This window comes from Stutzerimonas sp. C6.4V (assembly GCF_058536345.1).
Genome location: NZ_JBZUBM010000001.1, coordinates 652,659 through 671,857, shown reverse-complemented (window position 1 = coordinate 671,857; position 19,199 = coordinate 652,659). Strand labels below are relative to the sequence as shown.

At 59.4% G+C, this 19,199-nt stretch carries 19 protein-coding genes; 3 read left to right on the top strand and 16 right to left on the bottom strand.

Translation table 11 applies throughout. From position 1 onward, the window contains the following. Positions 1 to 42: 42 nt before the first annotated feature. The 8 genes from rseP to rpsB all read right to left on the bottom strand — a co-directional run bounded on the left by rseP (position 43) and on the right by rpsB (position 7,639). Positions 43 to 1,395: an RIP metalloprotease RseP gene (rseP, locus tag AC4LFW_RS03185; RefSeq protein ID WP_491817741.1), complete on the bottom strand. Its 1,353-nt coding sequence runs from the start codon at positions 1,393 to 1,395 to the stop codon at positions 43 to 45. A gap of 98 nt (positions 1,396 to 1,493) precedes the next feature. Then, positions 1,494 to 2,684, bottom strand: a complete 1,191-nt coding sequence (gene ispC, locus AC4LFW_RS03180) for a 1-deoxy-D-xylulose-5-phosphate reductoisomerase (RefSeq protein WP_491817739.1) — start codon at positions 2,682 to 2,684, stop codon at positions 1,494 to 1,496. Further along, positions 2,681 to 3,496, bottom strand: a complete 816-nt coding sequence (locus AC4LFW_RS03175; protein WP_491817737.1) for a phosphatidate cytidylyltransferase — start codon at positions 3,494 to 3,496, stop codon at positions 2,681 to 2,683. Before AC4LFW_RS03175 ends, ispC begins: the two co-directional genes overlap by 4 nt. Continuing rightward, positions 3,490 to 4,251, bottom strand: coding sequence for a polyprenyl diphosphate synthase (gene uppS / locus AC4LFW_RS03170; RefSeq protein ID WP_491817735.1), 762 nt, complete (start codon positions 4,249 to 4,251; stop codon positions 3,490 to 3,492). The genes AC4LFW_RS03175 and uppS overlap by 7 nt, the downstream gene beginning before the upstream one ends. Positions 4,252 to 4,409: 158 nt before the next feature. Continuing rightward, complete coding sequence (gene frr / locus AC4LFW_RS03165) at positions 4,410 to 4,967, bottom strand: ribosome recycling factor (RefSeq protein WP_491817733.1); 558 nt, start codon at positions 4,965 to 4,967, stop codon at positions 4,410 to 4,412. Then, positions 4,964 to 5,707: a UMP kinase gene (pyrH, locus tag AC4LFW_RS03160; RefSeq protein ID WP_491817731.1), complete on the bottom strand. Its 744-nt coding sequence runs from the start codon at positions 5,705 to 5,707 to the stop codon at positions 4,964 to 4,966. Before pyrH ends, frr begins: the two co-directional genes overlap by 4 nt. 195 nt (positions 5,708 to 5,902) lie before the next feature. Further along, positions 5,903 to 6,772, bottom strand: coding sequence for a translation elongation factor Ts (gene tsf / locus AC4LFW_RS03155; RefSeq protein ID WP_491817729.1), 870 nt, complete (start codon positions 6,770 to 6,772; stop codon positions 5,903 to 5,905). 126 nt (positions 6,773 to 6,898) lie between these two features. After that, on the bottom strand, positions 6,899 to 7,639 hold the full coding sequence (gene rpsB / locus AC4LFW_RS03150) for a 30S ribosomal protein S2 (protein ID WP_491817727.1): 741 nt from the start codon (positions 7,637 to 7,639) through the stop codon (positions 6,899 to 6,901). 309 nt (positions 7,640 to 7,948) lie between these two features. Between rpsB and map the strand changes: the two genes are divergently transcribed. Together map and AC4LFW_RS03140 are read left to right on the top strand one after the other, a co-directional pair. Continuing rightward, positions 7,949 to 8,731 carry a type I methionyl aminopeptidase gene (gene map, locus AC4LFW_RS03145; RefSeq protein WP_491817726.1) on the top strand — a complete coding sequence of 261 codons (783 nt, stop codon included), beginning with the start codon at positions 7,949 to 7,951 and terminating at the stop codon, positions 8,729 to 8,731. 40 nt (positions 8,732 to 8,771) lie between these two features. After that, positions 8,772 to 11,474: a [protein-PII] uridylyltransferase gene (locus AC4LFW_RS03140; RefSeq protein ID WP_491817724.1), complete on the top strand. Its 2,703-nt coding sequence runs from the start codon at positions 8,772 to 8,774 to the stop codon at positions 11,472 to 11,474. Positions 11,475 to 11,513: 39 nt separating this feature from the next. On the opposite strand, the gene AC4LFW_RS03135 is transcribed toward AC4LFW_RS03140, so the two are convergent. From AC4LFW_RS03135 to AC4LFW_RS03105, 7 genes are all read right to left on the bottom strand, one after another. Beyond that, positions 11,514 to 11,843 carry a Na+/H+ antiporter subunit G gene (locus tag AC4LFW_RS03135; protein WP_491820110.1) on the bottom strand — a complete coding sequence of 110 codons (330 nt, stop codon included), beginning with the start codon at positions 11,841 to 11,843 and terminating at the stop codon, positions 11,514 to 11,516. A gap of 15 nt (positions 11,844 to 11,858) precedes the next feature. Then, positions 11,859 to 12,128 (bottom strand): K+/H+ antiporter subunit F, encoded by a 270-nt coding sequence (locus AC4LFW_RS03130; protein WP_491817722.1) that lies wholly within the window; start codon positions 12,126 to 12,128, stop codon positions 11,859 to 11,861. Beyond that, positions 12,113 to 12,613: a Na+/H+ antiporter subunit E gene (locus AC4LFW_RS03125; RefSeq protein WP_491817721.1), complete on the bottom strand. Its 501-nt coding sequence runs from the start codon at positions 12,611 to 12,613 to the stop codon at positions 12,113 to 12,115. Before AC4LFW_RS03125 ends, AC4LFW_RS03130 begins: the two co-directional genes overlap by 16 nt. Next, complete coding sequence (locus AC4LFW_RS03120) at positions 12,610 to 14,112, bottom strand: monovalent cation/H+ antiporter subunit D (protein WP_491817719.1); 1,503 nt, start codon at positions 14,110 to 14,112, stop codon at positions 12,610 to 12,612. Before AC4LFW_RS03120 ends, AC4LFW_RS03125 begins: the two co-directional genes overlap by 4 nt. Further along, positions 14,109 to 14,438 carry a Na+/H+ antiporter subunit C gene (locus AC4LFW_RS03115; RefSeq protein ID WP_491817717.1) on the bottom strand — a complete coding sequence of 110 codons (330 nt, stop codon included), beginning with the start codon at positions 14,436 to 14,438 and terminating at the stop codon, positions 14,109 to 14,111. Before AC4LFW_RS03115 ends, AC4LFW_RS03120 begins: the two co-directional genes overlap by 4 nt. Beyond that, complete coding sequence (locus tag AC4LFW_RS03110) at positions 14,438 to 17,230, bottom strand: monovalent cation/H+ antiporter subunit A (RefSeq protein ID WP_491817716.1); 2,793 nt, start codon at positions 17,228 to 17,230, stop codon at positions 14,438 to 14,440. The genes AC4LFW_RS03115 and AC4LFW_RS03110 overlap by 1 nt, the downstream gene beginning before the upstream one ends. Positions 17,231 to 17,534: 304 nt before the next feature. Then, entirely contained in the window at positions 17,535 to 17,996 is a 462-nt protein-coding gene (locus AC4LFW_RS03105) for an outer membrane lipoprotein (protein ID WP_491817714.1), read from the bottom strand. 174 nt (positions 17,997 to 18,170) lie between these two features. On the opposite strand from AC4LFW_RS03105, the gene AC4LFW_RS03100 reads away from it, so the two are divergent. Continuing rightward, positions 18,171 to 18,410 (top strand): hypothetical protein, encoded by a 240-nt coding sequence (locus AC4LFW_RS03100; protein ID WP_491817712.1) that lies wholly within the window; start codon positions 18,171 to 18,173, stop codon positions 18,408 to 18,410. 61 nt (positions 18,411 to 18,471) lie between these two features. Here the strand turns inward: AC4LFW_RS03100 and pdxH are convergent, their stop codons facing one another. Further along, a complete protein-coding gene (gene pdxH / locus AC4LFW_RS03095; RefSeq protein WP_491817710.1) occupies positions 18,472 to 19,119 on the bottom strand; it encodes a pyridoxamine 5'-phosphate oxidase in 648 nt (215 codons plus the stop codon). Positions 19,120 to 19,199 lie beyond the last annotated feature (80 nt).

Sequence of the window (19,199 nt, the reverse complement as noted above, 5' to 3'; positions counted from 1 at the left end):
TTGAACCTGCGCTTGGCGCGGCGACATCAAGGTAAATGGCGGTTAAAGGCGGCCAAGGTCGTTGACCAACGCAAGCAGCATCACGCCGACAACCAGGCTGATACCGATCTGTACGCCCCATCCCTGAACTCTGTCCGACAAGGGACGTCCACGGACCCACTCGACCAGATAGAAGAGCAGATGCCCTCCATCCAGAACGGGGATAGGCAATAGATTGAGTACCCCAAGACTTATGCTCAGGTAGGCGAGGAAGTTCAGGAAGTCGCCCACGCCGGACTGTGCAGAAGCGCCCGCCACTTTAGCAATGGTTATCGGGCCGCTCAAGTTTTTTACCGAGAGCTCCCCAAAGAGCATTTTCTTCAGTGAATCCAGCGTCAGGATGCTCATTGTCCAAGTGCGGCGCAGCCCTTCACCGATGGCTTCGACCGGCCCGAAGCTGACGTTTCGAAGCATTTCATCCGGCCATTCACCTGCTGATACGCCCGCCCCCAGATAGCCTCTACGGTTTTCGCCGTCGCCGCGCTCAGCTAATGTCACTGGCAGCTCAAGGCGCTGCCCATCACGTTCAATCCCCAGCATCACTGACTGGCCGTGCAAGGGCCTGACCTGATCGATCACTTCCTGCCATTCACCAAGTGGTCTGCCGTTCAGTGTGGCGAGACGATCACCAAGAAGAACCCCGGCAGCCTGCGCCGGCCCTTCGGGGTCAAGCTGAGCTACGACAGGTTCGACAACCGGGCGCCACGGGCGGATACCCAGCGACTTGATCGGATCAGGCTCTTCGGCGCCTTTGAGCCAGTCGACCAGTTCGAGCTCGACGCTCTGCGCCTCACCTCCCTCTACGCTACGGACAAGCAGGCTCAGGGACCCGCTTTCACCGAGACGACGCACCAGCTGCAGGTTGACGTCAGCCCAACCCGAAATGGTCTTGCCATTGATTTCAAGAATTTCCTGGCCTGCCGCAAGACCGCCGCGTTCCGCGAGGCTGCCTACCTCGACCGCGCCAACCACCGGCCGAACCTGCTCGCTGCCCAGCATGGCAAGCGCCCAGAAGAACAACAGCGCGAGCAGGAAGTTGGCAATGGGTCCGGCCGAGACGATGGCAAACCGCTGTTTGACAGTCTTACGGTTGAAGGCCTGATCCATCAGCGCAGGCGGAACGTCGCCCTCGCGCTCGTCAAGCATCTTCACGTAACCGCCGAGAGGAATGGCTGCGACGACAAATTCGGTCCCCTGCCTGTCATGCCAACGAAGCAAGGGCCGACCGAACCCAACCGAAAAACGCAGCACCTTGACACCACAACGGCGCGCGACCCAGAAATGCCCGTACTCGTGGAAGGTAACCAGAACACCCAGCGCAACGAGGGTGCCAACGATCATGTACAACGCGCCCATAATGTCCTCTGCCCAAAAAGGCGGTTTATAAGCTGCAGGCTTCAGGCCCTGTCGAATCCGCCAAGGCGTCTTAGCTGAACGACGCGCGTAGCCTCTCTCTACCTATCGCGACGCTGCAACCAGCTACAAGCCAGTCGGCGAGCCTGCTGGTCCGCAGCAAGAACATCATCCAGGCAGCGAACCGGGACGGAAGCCTGGGCCTCAAGAGTGTCCTGGATCATACTCGCGATTTCAGTAAAGCGAATGCGGCCATCGAGGAAAGCGTCCACTGCCACTTCATTCGCTGCATTGAGCATGGCGGGCGCCGTCCCGCCCACCTCTGCTGCTTGCCTGGCGATGCGCAGGCAGGGAAACCGCTGTGGGTCAGGGGCCTCGAAATCCAGGCGCCCGATTTGCAGCAGATCCAATGCTGACACACCCGAATCGATACGTTCCGGCCAGGCGAGCGCATGAGCGATCGGCGTGCGCATGTCGGGATTGCCCAGCTGGGCAAGAACAGACCCATCGATGTAGTCGACCATCGAATGGATGACGCTCTGTGGGTGGACGACTACCTCCACCTGATCGGGCCGCGCATCGAACAGCCAGCATGCCTCGATCAGCTCAAGCCCCTTGTTCATCATGCTCGCCGAGTCGACAGATATCTTGCGTCCCATGGACCAGTTCGGGTGAGCACAGGCCTGCTCGACGGTGACAGTGGCCAGCTGGTCCTGAGGCATACCGCGAAACGGCCCGCCGGAGGCGGTCAGAAGGATCCGCCTGACACCGACCTTGGCGAGTCCTTGGGAATAATCGCCGGGCAGGCACTGGAATATCGCATTGTGCTCGCTGTCGATCGGTAGCAACACCGCCTTGCTCTCACGCAAGGCCTGCATGAAGAGCGCACCAGACATGACCAGCGCTTCCTTGTTGGCCAGCAGCACGCGCTTACCCGCTTGCACCGCAGACAGCGTTGGGCGCAAGCCTGCAGCACCTACGATGGCAGCCATCACTGCATCGACATCAGGGTGTGCGGCCACCTCGCTTAGCCCCGCCTCACCTATCAGCACCTCGGTTGCCAAGCCGTCTTCCTTCAGCTGGCCTTGCAGCATTAACGCCTGATCGCTTTCAGCAACCACCGCATACCGTGGTTGATAACGCCGGCATAGGTCGCGAAGCTCTGGAACCCGGCTGTAGGCGGTCAGCGCGAAAGCCTGATAGCGGTCGGGATGACGCGATATGACATCCAGAGTACTCAGGCCGATCGAGCCTGTGGCGCCTAGCACCGTGACCTGCAGGGGAGCTCTCACCACACGCCCCACCCAGCGAGCCACAGCAGAACGGTGAACACCGGAACGGCAGCGGTCAGACTGTCGATGCGATCCAGCACACCACCATGCCCGGGCAGCAAGTGACTACTGTCCTTGACCCCCGAACTGCGCTTGAACATGCTTTCTGTCAAGTCACCTACCACGGAAATCACCACCACCAAGGCGGCGCCCAGCAGGGCAAGTACCAATTCCCGTGCAGACCAGCCGTGATAGAGCCCGACGCCCGCAGTGATGAGCAGACTAGCGATCAGGCCGCCGATCAGCCCTTCCCAGCTCTTGCCGGGGCTGACCCGAGCCGCGAGTTTGCGCCTACCAAAGGTCTTGCCAGCGGCATAGGCGCCGATATCAGCCCCCCAGACCAGGACCATGACCGCAACGATCAACCAGTTGCCCTGAGGCCACTGCTTGAGCAGAACCAACCCTTGCCACGCGGGCAACAGAACCAGCAAGCCAATACCCAGACTGCCGAGACGACCACCCCAATGGCGCTGGCTCTCGGGGTAACCGAGGACCAAGGCCAACGCAAACAACCACCACAGCACACTGATTGCCAGCAGCCAAGGCGCCCATGAAGGGGCCAGATACAGCCCAGCCAGCAGTAAGGCGACAGCCAGCGCATACAGGACCCGCACCATCTGGTCGGTGAATCCCGCCAGACGCGCCCATTCCCATGCCCCCAGCACCACGACGACGCCGATGAACAGAGCGAAAGCCAGCCCTTCCAGAAGGAAGAAGCCAATCAGTGCGATCGGCAGAAGAATGGCCGCAGTGATGATGCGTTGCTTCAGCATTCTGCACGAACCTCGATTGCGACCTGGTCACCCGTCTTCCCGAAACGGCGCTGCCGACGGGCGAAGTCTGCTAGCGCCGTGCGCATCGCGTCGTGCTTGAAATCTGGCCAGAACAGATCGGAGAAATACAACTCGGCATAGGCAAGCTGCCACAACAGAAAGTTGCTGATGCGGTGCTCACCGCCGGTACGAATACACAGGTCAGGTAACGGCATGCCCCCGGTGGCAAGATATTCCTGGAATAACGCCGGCGTGACTTGGTCCGGATTCAAACGCCCCGCTTGCGCCTCTCGGGCCATTCGCTGCGCAGCCTGGAGAATGTCCCACTGCCCGCCATAGTTGGCTGCCACCTGCAGCACGAAACGACCGCTGCCTGCCGTCATCTCTTCAGCTTCAAGCATGGCGGCTTGCAGTTCGGGATGAAAGCGGGAACGGTCACCAATGATGCGCAAGCTGATGTCGTTATCATTCAGCTTCCGTGCTTCGCGCCTGAGGGCACTGAGGAAAAGCTCCATCAAGGCGCCTACTTCGTCGGCTGGCCGCTGCCAGTTTTCACTGGAGAACGCGAAAAGAGTCAGCACCTCGACTCCCGCTTCAGCGCAAACTTCGATCACCGCACGAACCGCGTCCACACCAGCCTTGTGACCGGCCACACCAGGCAATAGGCGCCGTTTTGCCCAGCGATTGTTGCCATCCATGATGATTGCGACATGACGGGGTACATTCCGCCCGGCAATCTGCCTGACCTTTTCCATGAAACGACTCTACCTGCGCTCAAACACGCTGCGAACAATAGGAGCAACTGCCAATGACAGTTCCCGGGGATACAGCTGGTTAACCCCTTGCGTGCCAGCTCCTGAACTGCTGACCCGCCCCGACATGAGCGATACGAACATGACCTGACGAAGCAATGTCAAACGGCCATCAGGTCGCTTTCTTTGCCTTCCAATGCCTTGTCGATCTCCGCAACGTACTTGTCAGTCAGCTTTTGAACGTCATCCTGACCGCGACGTTCCTCGTCTTCGCTGATTTCCTTCTCTTTCACCAGGTCCTTGAGCTGTGCGATGGCATCACGGCGAATGTTGCGCACGGCGACCCGGGCGTTTTCAGCTTCGGCGCGGGCCTGCTTGGTGTAGCCCTTGCGCGTCTCCTCGGTCAGCGCCGGCATCGGCACTCGAATGGTAGTACCAGCAGTGGCCGGATTAAGGCCGAGGTCGGAAGTCATGATGGCTTTCTCGACCGCCTGGATCATGCTGCGATCAAAAATCGTCAGCGCCAGGGTCCGCGAGTCTTCGGCTGTCACGTTGGCGATCTGGCGCAGCGGAGTATCGCTGCCGTAGTAGGACACCATCACACCATCCAGAATGCTTGGATGAGCCCGGCCGGTACGGATCTTGGCAAAGGCGTGACCCAGCGACTCCAGCGTTTTTTTCATGCGCTCCTGCGCATCCTGCTTGATCTCGTTGATCATTGTTTAGGTTCCTCGATCAGGGTTCCTTCAGCGCCACCGAGCACGATATTGAGCAGGGCGCCTGGCTTGTTCATGTTGAAGACCCGTAGCGGCATGTCGTGGTCACGACACAGGCAGATGGCCGTCAGATCCATCACGCCGAGCTTGCGGTCGAGTACGTCGTCGTATGTCAGCTGCTCGAATTTCTCCGCGTTCGGATCCTTGAACGGGTCAGCAGTATAAACACCGTCGACCTTCGTGGCCTTCAGCACGACGTCGGCATGTATTTCAATGGCGCGCAGACACGCTGCCGAATCGGTAGTAAAGAATGGATTGCCGGTACCGGCAGAGAAAATCACCACCTCACCACTTTTCAGGTGACGCATAGCCTTGCGACGATCGTAGTGATCGGTGACGCCTACCATGGATATGGCCGACATGACGAGTGCCGGAATATTCGAACGCTCCAGCGCGTCGCGCATGGCGAGGGAGTTCATGACCGTAGCCAGCATTCCCATGTGATCGCCCGTGACACGATCCATGCCGGCAGCCGACAGCGCCGCGCCACGGAACAGGTTTCCGCCGCCGATGACAAGCCCTACCTCCACGCCGATTCCGACCAACTGGCCGACTTCAAGGGCCATGCGATCCAGTACCTTGGGGTCTATGCCGAAGTCTTCCGAGCCCATCAGGGCTTCGCCGCTTAATTTGAGCAGAATGCGTTTGTAGCGAGGATTGCGTGCACTCATCTGCTGAGCCATTGGCGTTGTTTCTCCTGCGGCGTTTGTATGACTGACCTGGCCGTACAGCCAGAAAATATCTGCGCTATGACAGCGAAGCTGCGGCTTGGTGCCGAGCGATGACTATATCGTGACAAATAAACAATTTCCGGGCTTCAGTTCGACAAAGAGGCCGCGCGCGTGAGCGGGCAGCCTCTTCGAGGTCAACTAAGCGTATTACTGCTTGGTAGCAGCTACCTGAGCAGCAACTTCTGCAGCGAAGTCAACTTCAGCGCGCTCGATACCTTCGCCTACTTCGTAACGAACGAAGGAAACGATTTCGGCACCGGCCTTCTTCGCCAGCTCACCAACCTTGATTTCCGGGTCCTTGACGAAGGCCTGCTCGACAAGGCTGGCTTCAGCCAGGAACTTGCTGATGCGACCGGCGACCATCTTCTCGACGATTTCCGCTGGCTTGCCCTTGATCTTGTCCTCGTTCAGGGCCAGGAAGATTTCCTTCTCCTTGGCAACGGCCTCCTCAGATACCTGCGACGGATCCAGGAACTGGGGGTTGCTGGCCGCGACGTGCATGGCGATCTCCTTGGCCAACTCGACGCTGCCGCCCTTCAGGGCTACCAGCACACCGATGCGATGGCCATGCAGGTAGGCACCGACCAGATCGGCTTCAACGGTGGTCAGCCGGCGGATGTTGACGTTTTCGCCACACTTGGCCACCAGCGCTTCACGATCCGCTTCCTGGGCGGCGATCAGCGGAGCTGCATCGGTCATCTTCTCGGCGAAGGCTTTCTCGACACTGTTGCTGACGAAGTTCTTGAAGTCGTCCTGCAGAGCCAGGAAGTCGGTCTGCGAGTTGACTTCGATAATCACGGCGCGCTTATTGTCATCAGCGACCTTGACTGCAATGGCGCCTTCGGCAGCAATGTTGCCCGCCTTCTTGGCTGCCTTGATCGCGCCAGCGGCACGCATGTCATCAATGGCTTTTTCGATGTCGCCGCCAGCAGCGGTGAGTGCCTTTTTGCAATCCATCATGCCTTGGCCAGTGCGCTCGCGCAGTTCTTTAACCAGGGCTGCAGTGATCTCTGCCATGTTCGCAAATCCTCTCGATTCGATTTTCGATCATCGCCTCTTGGTCAGGCGATCAATTCGGAAGTGGCAAAAAGGGGGCATAGCCCCCTTCTTGTTCAACGGGTATCAGCTAGGCGACAGTCTCGCTCAGCCTTGTGCGGCCTCGGGAGCTGCCTCTTCGACGAACTCGTCAGCACCGCCAGCGCCATTCTGGCGACCGCGCAGGACTGCATCAGCCATCGAGCTCAGATAGAGTTGCACGGCGCGGATGGCATCATCGTTACCGGGAATGATGTAGTCGACGCCTTCCGGGCTGCTGTTGGTGTCGACGATACCAATGACCGGAATACCGAGCTTGTTGGCTTCGGAGATGGCAATGCGCTCATGATCGACGTCGACTACGAACATCGCGTCGGGCAGACCACCCATATCCTTGATGCCGCCCAGGCTGCGATCCAGTTTTTCCAGATCACGGGTACGCATCAGCGCTTCTTTCTTGGTCAGCTTCTCGAAGGTACCGTCCTGAGACTGGGTTTCCAGCTCACGCAGGCGCTTGATCGAGGCGCGAATGGTCTTGTAGTTGGTCAGCATGCCGCCCAACCAGCGATGATCGACGTACGGAGAGCCGCAACGCGTGGCTTCTTCGCGAACGATCTTGCCAGCGGAACGCTTGGTGCCAACGAACAGAATCTTGTTCTTGCCGGCCGCCAGCTTCTCAACGAAACGCAGCGCGTCGTTGAACATCGGCAGGGTTTTTTCAAGGTTGACGATATGAATCTTGTTGCGCGCACCGAAAATGTACTTGTTCATTTTCGGGTTCCAGTAACGGGTCTGGTGGCCGAAGTGCACACCGGCCTTCAGCATATCGCGCATGGTGACTTGAGACATGGGACTTCCTCAGAATAAGTCGGGTTAGGCCTCCACGCGTCCCGATATCCAACTCTTTCGAGCACCCAGGATACCGTGCCGACACGTGTGTGGGGTCAGGCTCGGCGGGTAGTCCCGCAGAGCGGCGCGTTTTATAGCACAAAGACCGGCAAGAGGCTAGCGCGGCCAACCATAACCGGCTCGCAACCACCAGAAGCAACGCATCGCATCGACTGATCAGCCTCCCCGGCCGCCTGCAGCTGCAGGGCTGTTTGGTTTATCATCTGCTCAATTTTTTCAGCCAGCGCCTCTTGGCGCCAAGAGGATTGCATGACCGTTTCCATCAAGACCCCTGAAGATATCGAGAAGATGCGCATCGCAGGCCGCCTGGCTGCAGAGGTGCTCGAAATGATTGGTGAGTACGTCAAGCCGGGTGTGACTACCGAAGAGCTGGACCGCCGCTGCCACGACCACATCGTCAACGTACAACAGGCCATCCCCGCCCCGCTCAATTACAAGGGCTATCCAAAGTCGATCTGTACGTCCATCAATCATGTGGTCTGCCATGGCATTCCCAACGACAAACCATTGAAGGATGGCGACATTCTTAACATCGACATTACCGTCATCAAGGATGGCTATCATGGGGACACCAGCAAGATGTTCCTGGTGGGCAAAGCGCCCGAGTGGGCAGAGCGCCTGTGCAAGGTCACTCAGGAATGCCTCTATAAAGGTATCGAGATCGTCCGGCCCGGCGCGCGGCTTGGCGATATCGGCGAAGTCATTCAGAAGCACGCCGAAAAGAATGGCTTCTCCGTTGTTCGTGAATATTGTGGCCACGGTATTGGCAAGGTCTTCCACGAAGAACCTCAGGTTCTCCACTATGGCCGTGCCGGGACCGGACTGGAGCTGGCGGAAGGCATGACCTTCACCATCGAGCCGATGATCAACCAGGGTCGGTCCGAGACCCGACTGCTGGGAGACGGCTGGACGGCCATCACCAAGGACCGCAAGCTGTCAGCTCAGTGGGAGCACACCATTGTGGTCACCTCCGACGGGTATGAAATCCTGACCCTGCGCAGCGACGATACCATTGCTCGCACTTCGGCCTGATCGCCTACCCGTTTCGCTGCTATGAAGGAGGGGCCTACCCATGCCTCAGGTTGACCCCGAGCTCTTCGACCCTAGCCAGTTCCAGGCGGAGCTTGCCCTCAAGGCCAGCCCTATTGCCGCGTTCAAGAAGGTTATCCGCAAGGCGCGCGAAGCACTCGATGCACGCTTCCTTGCCGGCGGAGATATTCGTCGACTGATCGAGGACCGGGCCTGGTTCGTTGACCAGATTCTTTGCGCGGCCTGGGAACGATTCAACCGGAGTGCCGATACCGATATCGCCCTGGTTGCCGTGGGCGGCTACGGCCGCGGCGAGCTGCATCCCTACTCCGATATCGATCTGCTGATTCTGCTTGAAGAAAGTGATCACGAGGTATTCCGCAACGCAATCGAAGGGTTCCTGACCCTGCTCTGGGACATCGGTCTGGAAGTTGGCCAGAGCGTACGCACGGTAGCCGAATGCGCCGAGGAAGCCCGCGCGGACCTGACCGTCATCACCAACCTGATGGAAAGTCGCACCATTGCAGGGCCCGAGCGGTTGCGCCAAAGCATGCTCCAGGTCACCGGCCCGTCCGAGATGTGGAGCAGCAAGGAATTCTTCCTGGCCAAGCGTAACGAGCAGGCGGCCCGGCATTCGAAATACAACAACACCGAATACAACCTCGAACCCAACGTAAAAGGCTCGCCAGGGGGGCTCCGCGATATCCAGACCATTCTCTGGATCGCACGGCGGCAGTTTGGCAGCCTCAACCTGAGCGCCATCGTCGACCAGGGGTTTCTCACCGAGGGCGAGTACGCCCTGCTGGTGTCCAGCCAGGAATTTATCTGGCGGGTTCGCTACGGTCTCCACATGCTTGCTGGACGCGCCGAAGACCGCCTGTTGTTCGACCATCAGCGAAGCCTGGCCGCCCTCCTCGGTTATGAGGACAGCGACGCCAAACTCGCCATCGAACGTTTCATGCAGAAGTATTACCGTGTGGTGATGAGCATCTCCGAGCTCAGCGACCTGGTCGGCCAGCATTTTGCCGAGGTGATCCTCTGGGACGGCGAGACCGGACCGGCCGTCTCGCTCAACAGCCGTTTTCTGCTACGCGATGGCTACCTCGAAGTCGCCGATGACTCGGTGTTCAAGCGTCGGCCCTTTGCGATTCTCGAGATATTCGTGCTGCTCGCACAGCACCCGGAAATACAAGGTGTCCGAGCCGAAACCATTCGCCTGCTGCGCGACCATCGCCACCTGATCGACGATGAGTTCCGCAGCGACATACGCAACACCAGCCTGTTCATCGAGCTGTTCAAGTGCAAGGAAGGCATCCATCGCAACCTGCGTCGAATGAACCGCTACGGGATTCTCGGGCGCTACCTTCCCGAGTTCGGCCACATCGTCGGCCAGATGCAACACGACCTTTTTCACATCTATACCGTCGACGCGCACACACTCAACGTCATCAAATATCTGCGCAAGCTCGGCAAGCCTGGCGTGGCGGAAAAATATCCGTTGGCCAGCAAGCTGGTCGAACGACTGCCCAAGCCGGAGCTCATCTATATAGCCGGCCTTTACCACGACATCGCCAAGGGCCGTGGGGGCGACCACTCCGAGCTTGGCGCTGTGGATGCCCAGGCCTTCTGTGCACGCCACAAGCTTCCAGCCTGGGACACCCGCCTGGTGGTCTGGCTGGTCGAGAACCATCTGGCAATGTCCACCACTGCGCAGCGCAAGGATCTGTCGGATCCCCAGGTGATCAATGATTTTGCCCAGCAAGTCGGCGACGAGACGCACCTGGATTATCTCTATGTACTGACTGTGGCGGACATCAACGCCACCAACCCGACCCTGTGGAATTCGTGGCGAGCAAGCTTGTTGCGCCAGCTCTACACCGAGACCAAGCGCGCCCTCAAACGCGGATTGGAAAACCCTCTGGATCGGGAAGAGCAGATCCGCCAGACCCAGCGTGCCGCGCTCGACAACCTGGTTCGCAATGGCACCGACCCGGACGACGCCGAGCAGCTCTGGTCGCAACTGGGCGACGATTACTTCATGCGTCACTCGTCTGCCGATGTGGCCTGGCATACCGAGGCCATCATCGAACATCCTGATGATGGCGGCCCGCTGGTATTGATCAAGGAGACCACCCAGCGGGAGTTCGAGGGTGGTACGCAGATATTCATCTATGCCCCGGACCAGCATGACTTCTTCGCCGTCACGGTGGCAGCCATGGACCAGTTGAACCTGAACATCCATGACGCGCGGATCATCACCTCAAGCAGCCAGTTCACGCTGGATACCTATATCGTGCTGGACGCCGACGGTAGCCCCATCGGCAACGATCCCGAGCGCACCGAGGAGATTCGCCAGGGGCTAATCGCCGCGCTACGCAACCCGGACGACTACCTGACGATCATCCAGAAGCGAGTGCCGCGGCAGTTGAAGCATTTCGCCTTTCCACCGCAAGTCACCATCCACAACGACATGCAACGGCCGCAGACCATCATCGAGGTCGTCGCCCCTGACCGGCCCGGTTTGCTGGCGCGCATCGGACAGTTGTTCCTGGACTTCGACCTTTCGGTGCAAAACGCCAAGATCGCCACCCTGGGCGAACGCGTCGAAGACGTATTTTTCGTGACCCAGGCCGACAACCAGCCACTGTCCGACCCGCAACTGTGCATCCAGCTGCAGCAGGCGATGATCAAGCAACTGTCCCAGGACAACGAGCATCAACCTTCCCCGAGCAGCATCGTCATCTGAGAGGTCTGTCCTGGCGGCATTGCGCCGCCAGGTTGGCTGTCAGTCCCAGGGTTTGCCGCGCGTCCTGGCCGTATAGGGCAGCTTTTGCTGCATCGCGGCCTTGGCCAGCACATGCGCGCTGACAGGCGCAGTGAGAAACAGGAAAAGAGTTATCAGCACTTCGTGCAGGCTGATGCCATCCCCCTGGTTGCTGAAGAAGATCATCGACGCCACGACAACCCCACCTACGCCCAAGGTTGTGGCCTTGGTCGGCCCGTGCAGACGCGTAAAGAAATCCGGCAGGCGGTAGAGCCCGATCGCGCCAATCAAAGCAAAGACGCTGCCTGTTATGAGAAACAGGCTAATCAACAATTCGGCCCAGAATGGCAATGGCATGGCAGATCCTTAGTCGATGATGTCGCCGTGGAGCAGGTGCTTGCCTACTGCCACGGTGCTGACGAAGCCCATGACCGCGATGAGCAGCGCAGCTTCGAAGAAGAGATCGGAAGCCAACCAGATCCCGAACAGAACAATCATTGCCAACGCATTGATGTACAGCGTATCGAGGGCCAGCACCCGGTCGGGCATGTCGGGCCCTTGAACCAGACGGACCACGTTCAATAGCGCCGCAAGTCCGATGATTGCCATGCACAGGGGAATCACGTACGAGAGCATTCGAATATCTCCAGCAACGGCGTTTCGTAACGGTTCTTCACCTCGGCCACTACGGCTTCGATATCGGGGGCGTCCAGCGCGTGTATCAACAGCACCCTGTGGTCGGCTCGCAACGAGGCGGATACCGTACCCGGGGTCAGCGAGATGATGCTGGTCAGCACCGCCAGGACGAAAGGATGCTCGATAGCCATCGGTACCTCGATGAAAGCCGGCTGCAGATTTCCGCGCGGGCCGAGCACCAGCTTCGCCACATGAAGGTTGGCCACGGCAATATCGTAGAAGACCTTTGCCGTGAAGCGGCAGAGCATCATCGGGCGACGTACCGCAGGGACATCGATGAGAAAGCCGCCAACCAGCAGCGGAATGGCCCAACCCAGGAACAGGCCGAGCAAGATGTGGCCCAGGCTGACGGTGTTGTTAAGCAGCAACCAGAGCGCCGCAAGCAGAAGCGTCAAAGGCAGGTTGGGCAGGATGCGTGACTTCAAGCGGCACCTCCCTGGATGATCTGCAGGTAGGGACCAAGATCGAACAACTGTGCGGCTGTCGCCTGGACATAGACGTGGATCGGATTGGCTGCGAGTACAAGCAACACGCTACCAAACAACAGACCAAAGCTCGCTGCCAAACGGACAGGATCTGCCGGCTTGCCGACGCTTGCCGCGTCACTCGAGCGCCAGAAGATCATGCTTCCGGCACGCCCCAGGGCGAGCACCATACCCAGCCCACCAATCAATACCACCGGCCAGAGCAGGCTGGCATCGACGCCGGGAGGGACAGCGCGTAGCAACATCACCTTGCCAAGAAACCCCGAGAAAGGTGGCAGCCCGGCCACCGATATCGCCCCGGCAAAAAACAAGGCGCCGAGCATCAGCGGCTGTCGCAGCGCGGGCGCCGAGATCAGTTCCGCAGCGCTATCGCCCCGCTGCCTGGCAATGACATCAGCAAGAAGAAACAGACCGCCGGCGACCAAGGTGCTATGGATGAGGTAATACAGGGCGGCGGCAAGGCCTTCCAGCGTTCCCAGCGCAACCCCTGCCAGCAGCGTGCCTACCGACACCACAACAAGATAGGAAAGGAGTATCTGCAGGTTGCGAGCCGCAAGCGCTCCCAGAACGCCGCCGGCCAGGGTGAGCATCGAAAGTGGCCATAGCCAGTCGAGCGCCATGTCGGTCAGCACACCTGCCTGGCTGCCATAAACAAGCGTGAACACCCGCACAATCGCATACAGGCCAAGCTTGGTCATGATCGCAAAAAGCGCGGCGACGGGAGCCGTGGCACTGGCATAGGCTCGCGGCAGCCAGAAGTACAACGGCAAGATGGCTGCCTTCAACGCAAAGACCACCAACAGCAGATAACCCGCCGCAGCCAAAAGAGGCGCTTCGGCAGGATCGGCCGCACCCACCCGAACCGCCAGGTCGGCCATGTTCAAGGTCCCGGTCAGCCCATAGAGCATGCTGACGCCGATGAGAAAAAGTGAGGAGCCCAGCAGGTTCAACACGACGTAATGGATCCCCGCCTGGACCCGTTTCGCACCGTGCCCGTGCAGGAGCAAGGCGTAGGACGAAATCAGCAGGATCTCGAAGAAGACGAACAGGTTGAACAGATCGCCGGTGAGAAAAGCGCCATTGATTCCTGCGAGCTGAAACTGGAACAAAGCGTGAAAGTTAGGCCCGCGCCCGTCATCACCTCGTGAGGCATACAGCACTGCAAAGGCAGCGAGGATAGCAGTCACCAGCAACATCAGCGCACTCAGACGATCAAGCAGCAGCATGATGCCGAACGGTGGCGGCCAGTCGCCCAGGCGATACACAGACAGCACACCGGAATCGGCTTGCGTCAGCAACCAGAGCGTCAGTGGCAAGAGCAGCCAGGTCGCACTGACGGAAAGCACGCGCTTGAACTGCTCAGCTCGGCGATGAGTCAACAGCAGCACACAACCGGCAAACAGCGGCAACAGGATCGGAAGGATCAACGCATGATTCATTCGCGCGGCTCCCGCCCGTCTACATGATCGGTCCGCAGCTCGCCTAGACCACGCAACGCCAAAATCACCACGAAGGCGGTCATCGCGAAACCGATGACAATCGCCGTCAATACCAATGCCTGCGGCAAGGGATCCCCGTACTCGGCGCTCTGTCCGATTACCGCCGGCGCACCGGTACTGAGACGCCCCATGGCGAAGATGAAAAGGTTCACTGCGTATGAAATCAGGGTCAGCCCCATAACAACTGGAAAGATGCGCGCCCGCAGCAGCAGATACACACCACTGGTCATCATCACGCCCAGGGTAATCGCAAACACAGCCTCCATCAGAGCACCTCCTTGCACGACTCGTCCTGACTGACATGGGCGATGTTGGCGAGAATCAACAACGTTGCCCCCACCACCGTCATGTAAACGCCCAGGTCAAAGATCATCGCGGTAGCCAGTTCGAACTCACCGATCAGCGGAAGATGGAAATGGCCGAAGGCCGACGTCAGGAACGGGCGGCCGAATACCCAGCTACCCAGTCCGGTCAGTCCAGCGATCAGCACGCCCAGCCCCGCCATGCCGTGGTAGCTGAACGGCTGACGCTGCTGCGCCCAGACGACACCGTGCGAGATGTACTGCAGTATCAATGCGACTGCAGTGATCAGGCCGGCAATGAAACCGCCACCGGGCAGGTTATGCCCACGCAGGAAGATGAATACCGAGACCAGCAATGCCATCGGCAAGAGCGCACGCGACAGCGTGTCCAGCACCATGGGATGCCGATCCGTCGACCACAGCCGGCCACCGTAATCGCGGACCGGGTGGGGCAAGCGCAACCCGTGCAACAGGCCGTAGATCCCTACCGCAGCTATCGCCAGCACAGCGATTTCACCCAGCGTATCGAAGCCGCGGAAGTCCACCAGAATGACGTTTACCACATTGGTCCCGCCGCCCCCGGACACGCTGTTCTCGAGGAAGAACGACGCGATGCTGTCGTAGGGACGCGTAAGTACTGCGTAGGCCAGCAAGGCGACCATGGTGCCGAAGGTCGCGGCCAGTACCAGGTCGCGGAAGCTGCGCAGGCTACTGGATTCAACGGGTGTACGGTCCGGCATGAAGAACAGTGCGAGAATCAGCAGGATGATCGTCACCACCTCGACAGACAGCTGGGTCAGGGCCAGATCGGGAGCGGAAAAACGAGCAAACACCAGCGAAACCAACAGCCCCACCACACTGAGCACCATCAGTGCCATCAGACGCCTGCGGTGGAAGATCACGGTCAGCACCGAGGACAATCCTAGGAGCGCCAGGCCCAATACCGTAATACCATCCAGCGGTGTGAGCCCGACGGGTCCGTGCAGCGCTTCGAGTGGGGTCAGGGCGTAAACCACCAGTATCAGTGAGCTCAGCAGCATCAATGCCAGATAGCGCTGCAGAGACCCATTTTCGAGCCGCTCGGTAACCCAGCGGGCGACACCAGCAATGTCGCTGACAACGCGGGCAAACACCTGCAGCGAATCGACACGCGGCAAGCCCTCGTACCAGCGAAACGCATACTTGCGCATCGAATAGATAAGCAGGCCACCACCCAGGGCGACAAAGCTCATGGCCAGCGGCAGGTTGAAGCCGTGCCAGATGGCCAGGCTGTACTCGGGCACCGGTCCGTTGAGGCTGCCCGCGACTGCCGCGGCCAGCAATGGCGCCACCGTGTAGGCTGGCAGAGTGCCGACCAGCAGGCAGAGCAGGACAAGGATCTCCACCGGGATCTTCATGTAGCGTGCCGGCTCATGGGGCGGATACTTGGGCAGGTCGACCGGCTCGCCATTGAAGAATACGTCATGTACGAAACGCAGCGAGTAGGCCACCGAGAAAGCGCTGGCGAGCGTTGCGAGCGCGGGAATCGTCCAGTAGAAGCTGCCGAGCAGATGCTGATCGAGCGTTTCCGCAAAGAACATTTCCTTGCTCAGGAAGCCGTTGAGCAGCGGCACGCCTGCCATCGCCAACGACGCAACCATGGCCAACGCAGCCGTGTGCGGCATGTATTTGAGCATCCCGTTGATGCGTCGCATGTCCCGCGTTCCGGTCTCATGATCGATAATCCCCGCAGCCATGAACAACGAGGCCTTGAACGTTGCGTGGTTGATGATGTGGAAGATGGCCGCCACCGCACCCATCTCCGAATCGAGACCGAACAGCAGCGTGATCAGCCCCAGGTGGCTGATGGTCGAATAGGCCAGCAAGCCTTTCAGATCATGTTGAAAAAGCGCCATCACAGCGCCCAGCAGCAAGGTCGAAAGTCCGGTCAGGCTGACCAGATAGAACCACCATTCCGAATCCGCCAATGCCGGGTACAGCCGCGCCAGCAGGAACACGCCTGCCTTGACCATGGTTGCCGAGTGTAGAAAGGCGGAAACTGGCGTCGGGGCCGCCATGGCCTGTGGCAACCAGAAGTGAAAAGGAAACTGCGCCGACTTGGTAAAAACGCCCAGCAATACCAGGATCAAGGTGATCGGGTAGAGCGCGCTGGAGCGGATCAGATCGCCAGATGCAAGCACGGCGCTCAGTTCGAAGCTACCCACGATATGACCGATCAGCAGAATTCCGGCCAGCAGGGCCAGACCGCCACCGCCGGTAATCGCGAGCGCCATCCGCGCACCCTGTCGCGCATCCGAGCGGTGATTCCAGAAGCCGATCAGCAGGAACGACGAAAGACTGGTCAGCTCCCAGAACATCAACATCAACAGCAGGTTTTCAGCAAGCACTACACCAAGCATGGCGCCCATGAACATCAGGAAGAAGCCGAAAAATCGGCCCATGGGCTCGCTCTTTGACAGGTAGTAACGCGCGTAAAGGATGACAAGCAGGCCGATCCCAAGGATCAACAGGGCGAAGAGAAAGCCCAGGCCGTCCAGCCTGAGGCTAAGGTTCAACCCCAACTCGGGAAGCCAGGGCAACACCAGTACTTCGGTGTCTCCGCCAAATACGGCCTCGCGTTTGGATAACAGCAGTACCAATGCGATCAATGGCGCCAGGCCCGCACCAAATGCGCAGGCGGATCTTCCGAAACGCTCAAGCAACAGCGGCAGGCTGATCCCCAGAAACGGCAGAGCAATTATCAGCGCAAGCGCCATGAGCAAAAACCCCTATAGCCGCGCAAGAGCACGGCAGTTATATCCCTTGGTACACCTCATTTCAGCCCAAAGAGGCACGGCGGTGTGCGTGGATTATCCATGCCGACCGCTCTAACGTCATGATTTGATGTATTTCCAAACACGAAAAAGACGCGGCTCCAGCTGCCTTCCGGCGGCAGCCAGGCTACGCCTACACTCACGCCTGGCTCCAAGGGGGCTCGGCAAGCAGCTGTCGCAGGATGCAGCTCACTCTGCTTCGCAAGCGGACATCTCCCCGGTGATGGCCGCGTTTGCCGCCCGCACGTCAGGGTGCGATACGACTGGTGCCGTTCACAGTCATGATTCGCACACGCTGCCCAACCTGGAACACCTGATTAGGCTCTACTTCCTGCACGTAGGCGCGCATATTGCCATCATCCTCTCGAACGGTGATTTCTACGCCCTGGGTGCGGGTGATGCCCTCTTCAGCTGCCGAGCCGAGCATGCCACCAGCAAGCGCACCGATTACGGCCGCAACGGCACTGCCTCGACCGCCACCAACCCCGCTACCGGCAATACCGCCGACGACAGCACCCGCCCCCGTACCGATCGGAGTCTTGGTGCCCTCGAGCTTGACCGGACGCAAGGATTCAATCGTGCCATAACGCACCGTCTGGACAGTTCGGGCCTCATCACGCGAATAGCTATCGCCCGTAAGATTTGATGTGCAGCCGCTCACGGCAAGCGTCACGGCGATAAACGAAACAGCAACGATGGAGTTGCGCATCTGTACCCTCCAGGGAAACGAGTAGTGATCCCGACGGTGTAGTCGGCCGCGGCAATTGATTGCTTGGCAACCACCTCGGCCTGACTCAGCATTCAGTAACTAGGACCGTACTTTACGCGAGGCTATCCCGCATCGCATGCAGTAAGCCTGTTCAAACCGCACAGAGACCCATACATGGATTACTTCATCATCGCTGTCACCACCCTTGCTGGGTTGGCATTTCATGGCTGGCTGTTTGTCCGCTTCAGGCGCTGGGCTGATCGTGACCTGGCCCTGTCACTGGCAGGGAAGGATCCGGACAGGCGCGACTGGGTACTGCAGCGACTGGGACAAGCTCGAGCAGCAAAGGTCAAGCGGCGCGATCTTCAGGCCTGGCTGGAGCGCGAGCTGGAGCAATACGAAGCCAATCGATAAGGAGGCGGAGGCCAGGAGTCCAGCCTCCAGGTGCAGATTTACCAACAGGGCTGGCCGACGTTCAGGGCGCCAGGCGCTCGCGCTGCCAAGCGCTGGCAACCCGCCGGTAATTGAGTCGATCATGCAGACGACTCGGGCGCCCTTGCCAGAATTCGATCCGGTCGGGCAACAAGCGATACCCGCCCCAGTGCGGCGGGCAGTGTGGAGCCGTGTCGAGAAAACGCTGCTCAGTCTCGGCAAGCAGTCGCTCGAGCTCGGCGCGGTCGCGAATCACTCGGCTTTGCGGTGATGCCCAGGCCCCGAGACGACTGCCTAGCGGGCGCATTTGGTAATAGGCGTCCGACTCAGCGGCACTGACCTTTTCCATTCGCCCTTCGATGCGCACCTGGCGCTCGAGACTAGGCCAGAAGAACGTCATCGCCCCAAACGGGCAGGCTTCCAGCTGCTCTGCTTTGGCGCTGTCGTAGTTGCTGAAAAAAGTAAACCCATGCTCATCCAGCGCCTTGAGCAACAACACTCGACAGTGCGGCCGTCCTTCGGCGTCGACGGTTGCCAGCGTCATGGCATTCGGCTCGACAGGCGATTGCTCGGTCTGCAGGGCATCGTCGAACCATTGCCGGAAAAGGCTGAACGGCTCGTCCGGTGCATTCGCTTCGCTGAGTCCTTCACGGGTGTAATCGCGGCGCATGTCCGCCAGGGTCTGTGTCATCGCAGGGCTTCCTGTATCAGTCGATACATGAGCTTAACCGCTTTGTTGCTCGTCCTTGCTTGATTCAGCGCAAAGCTGAT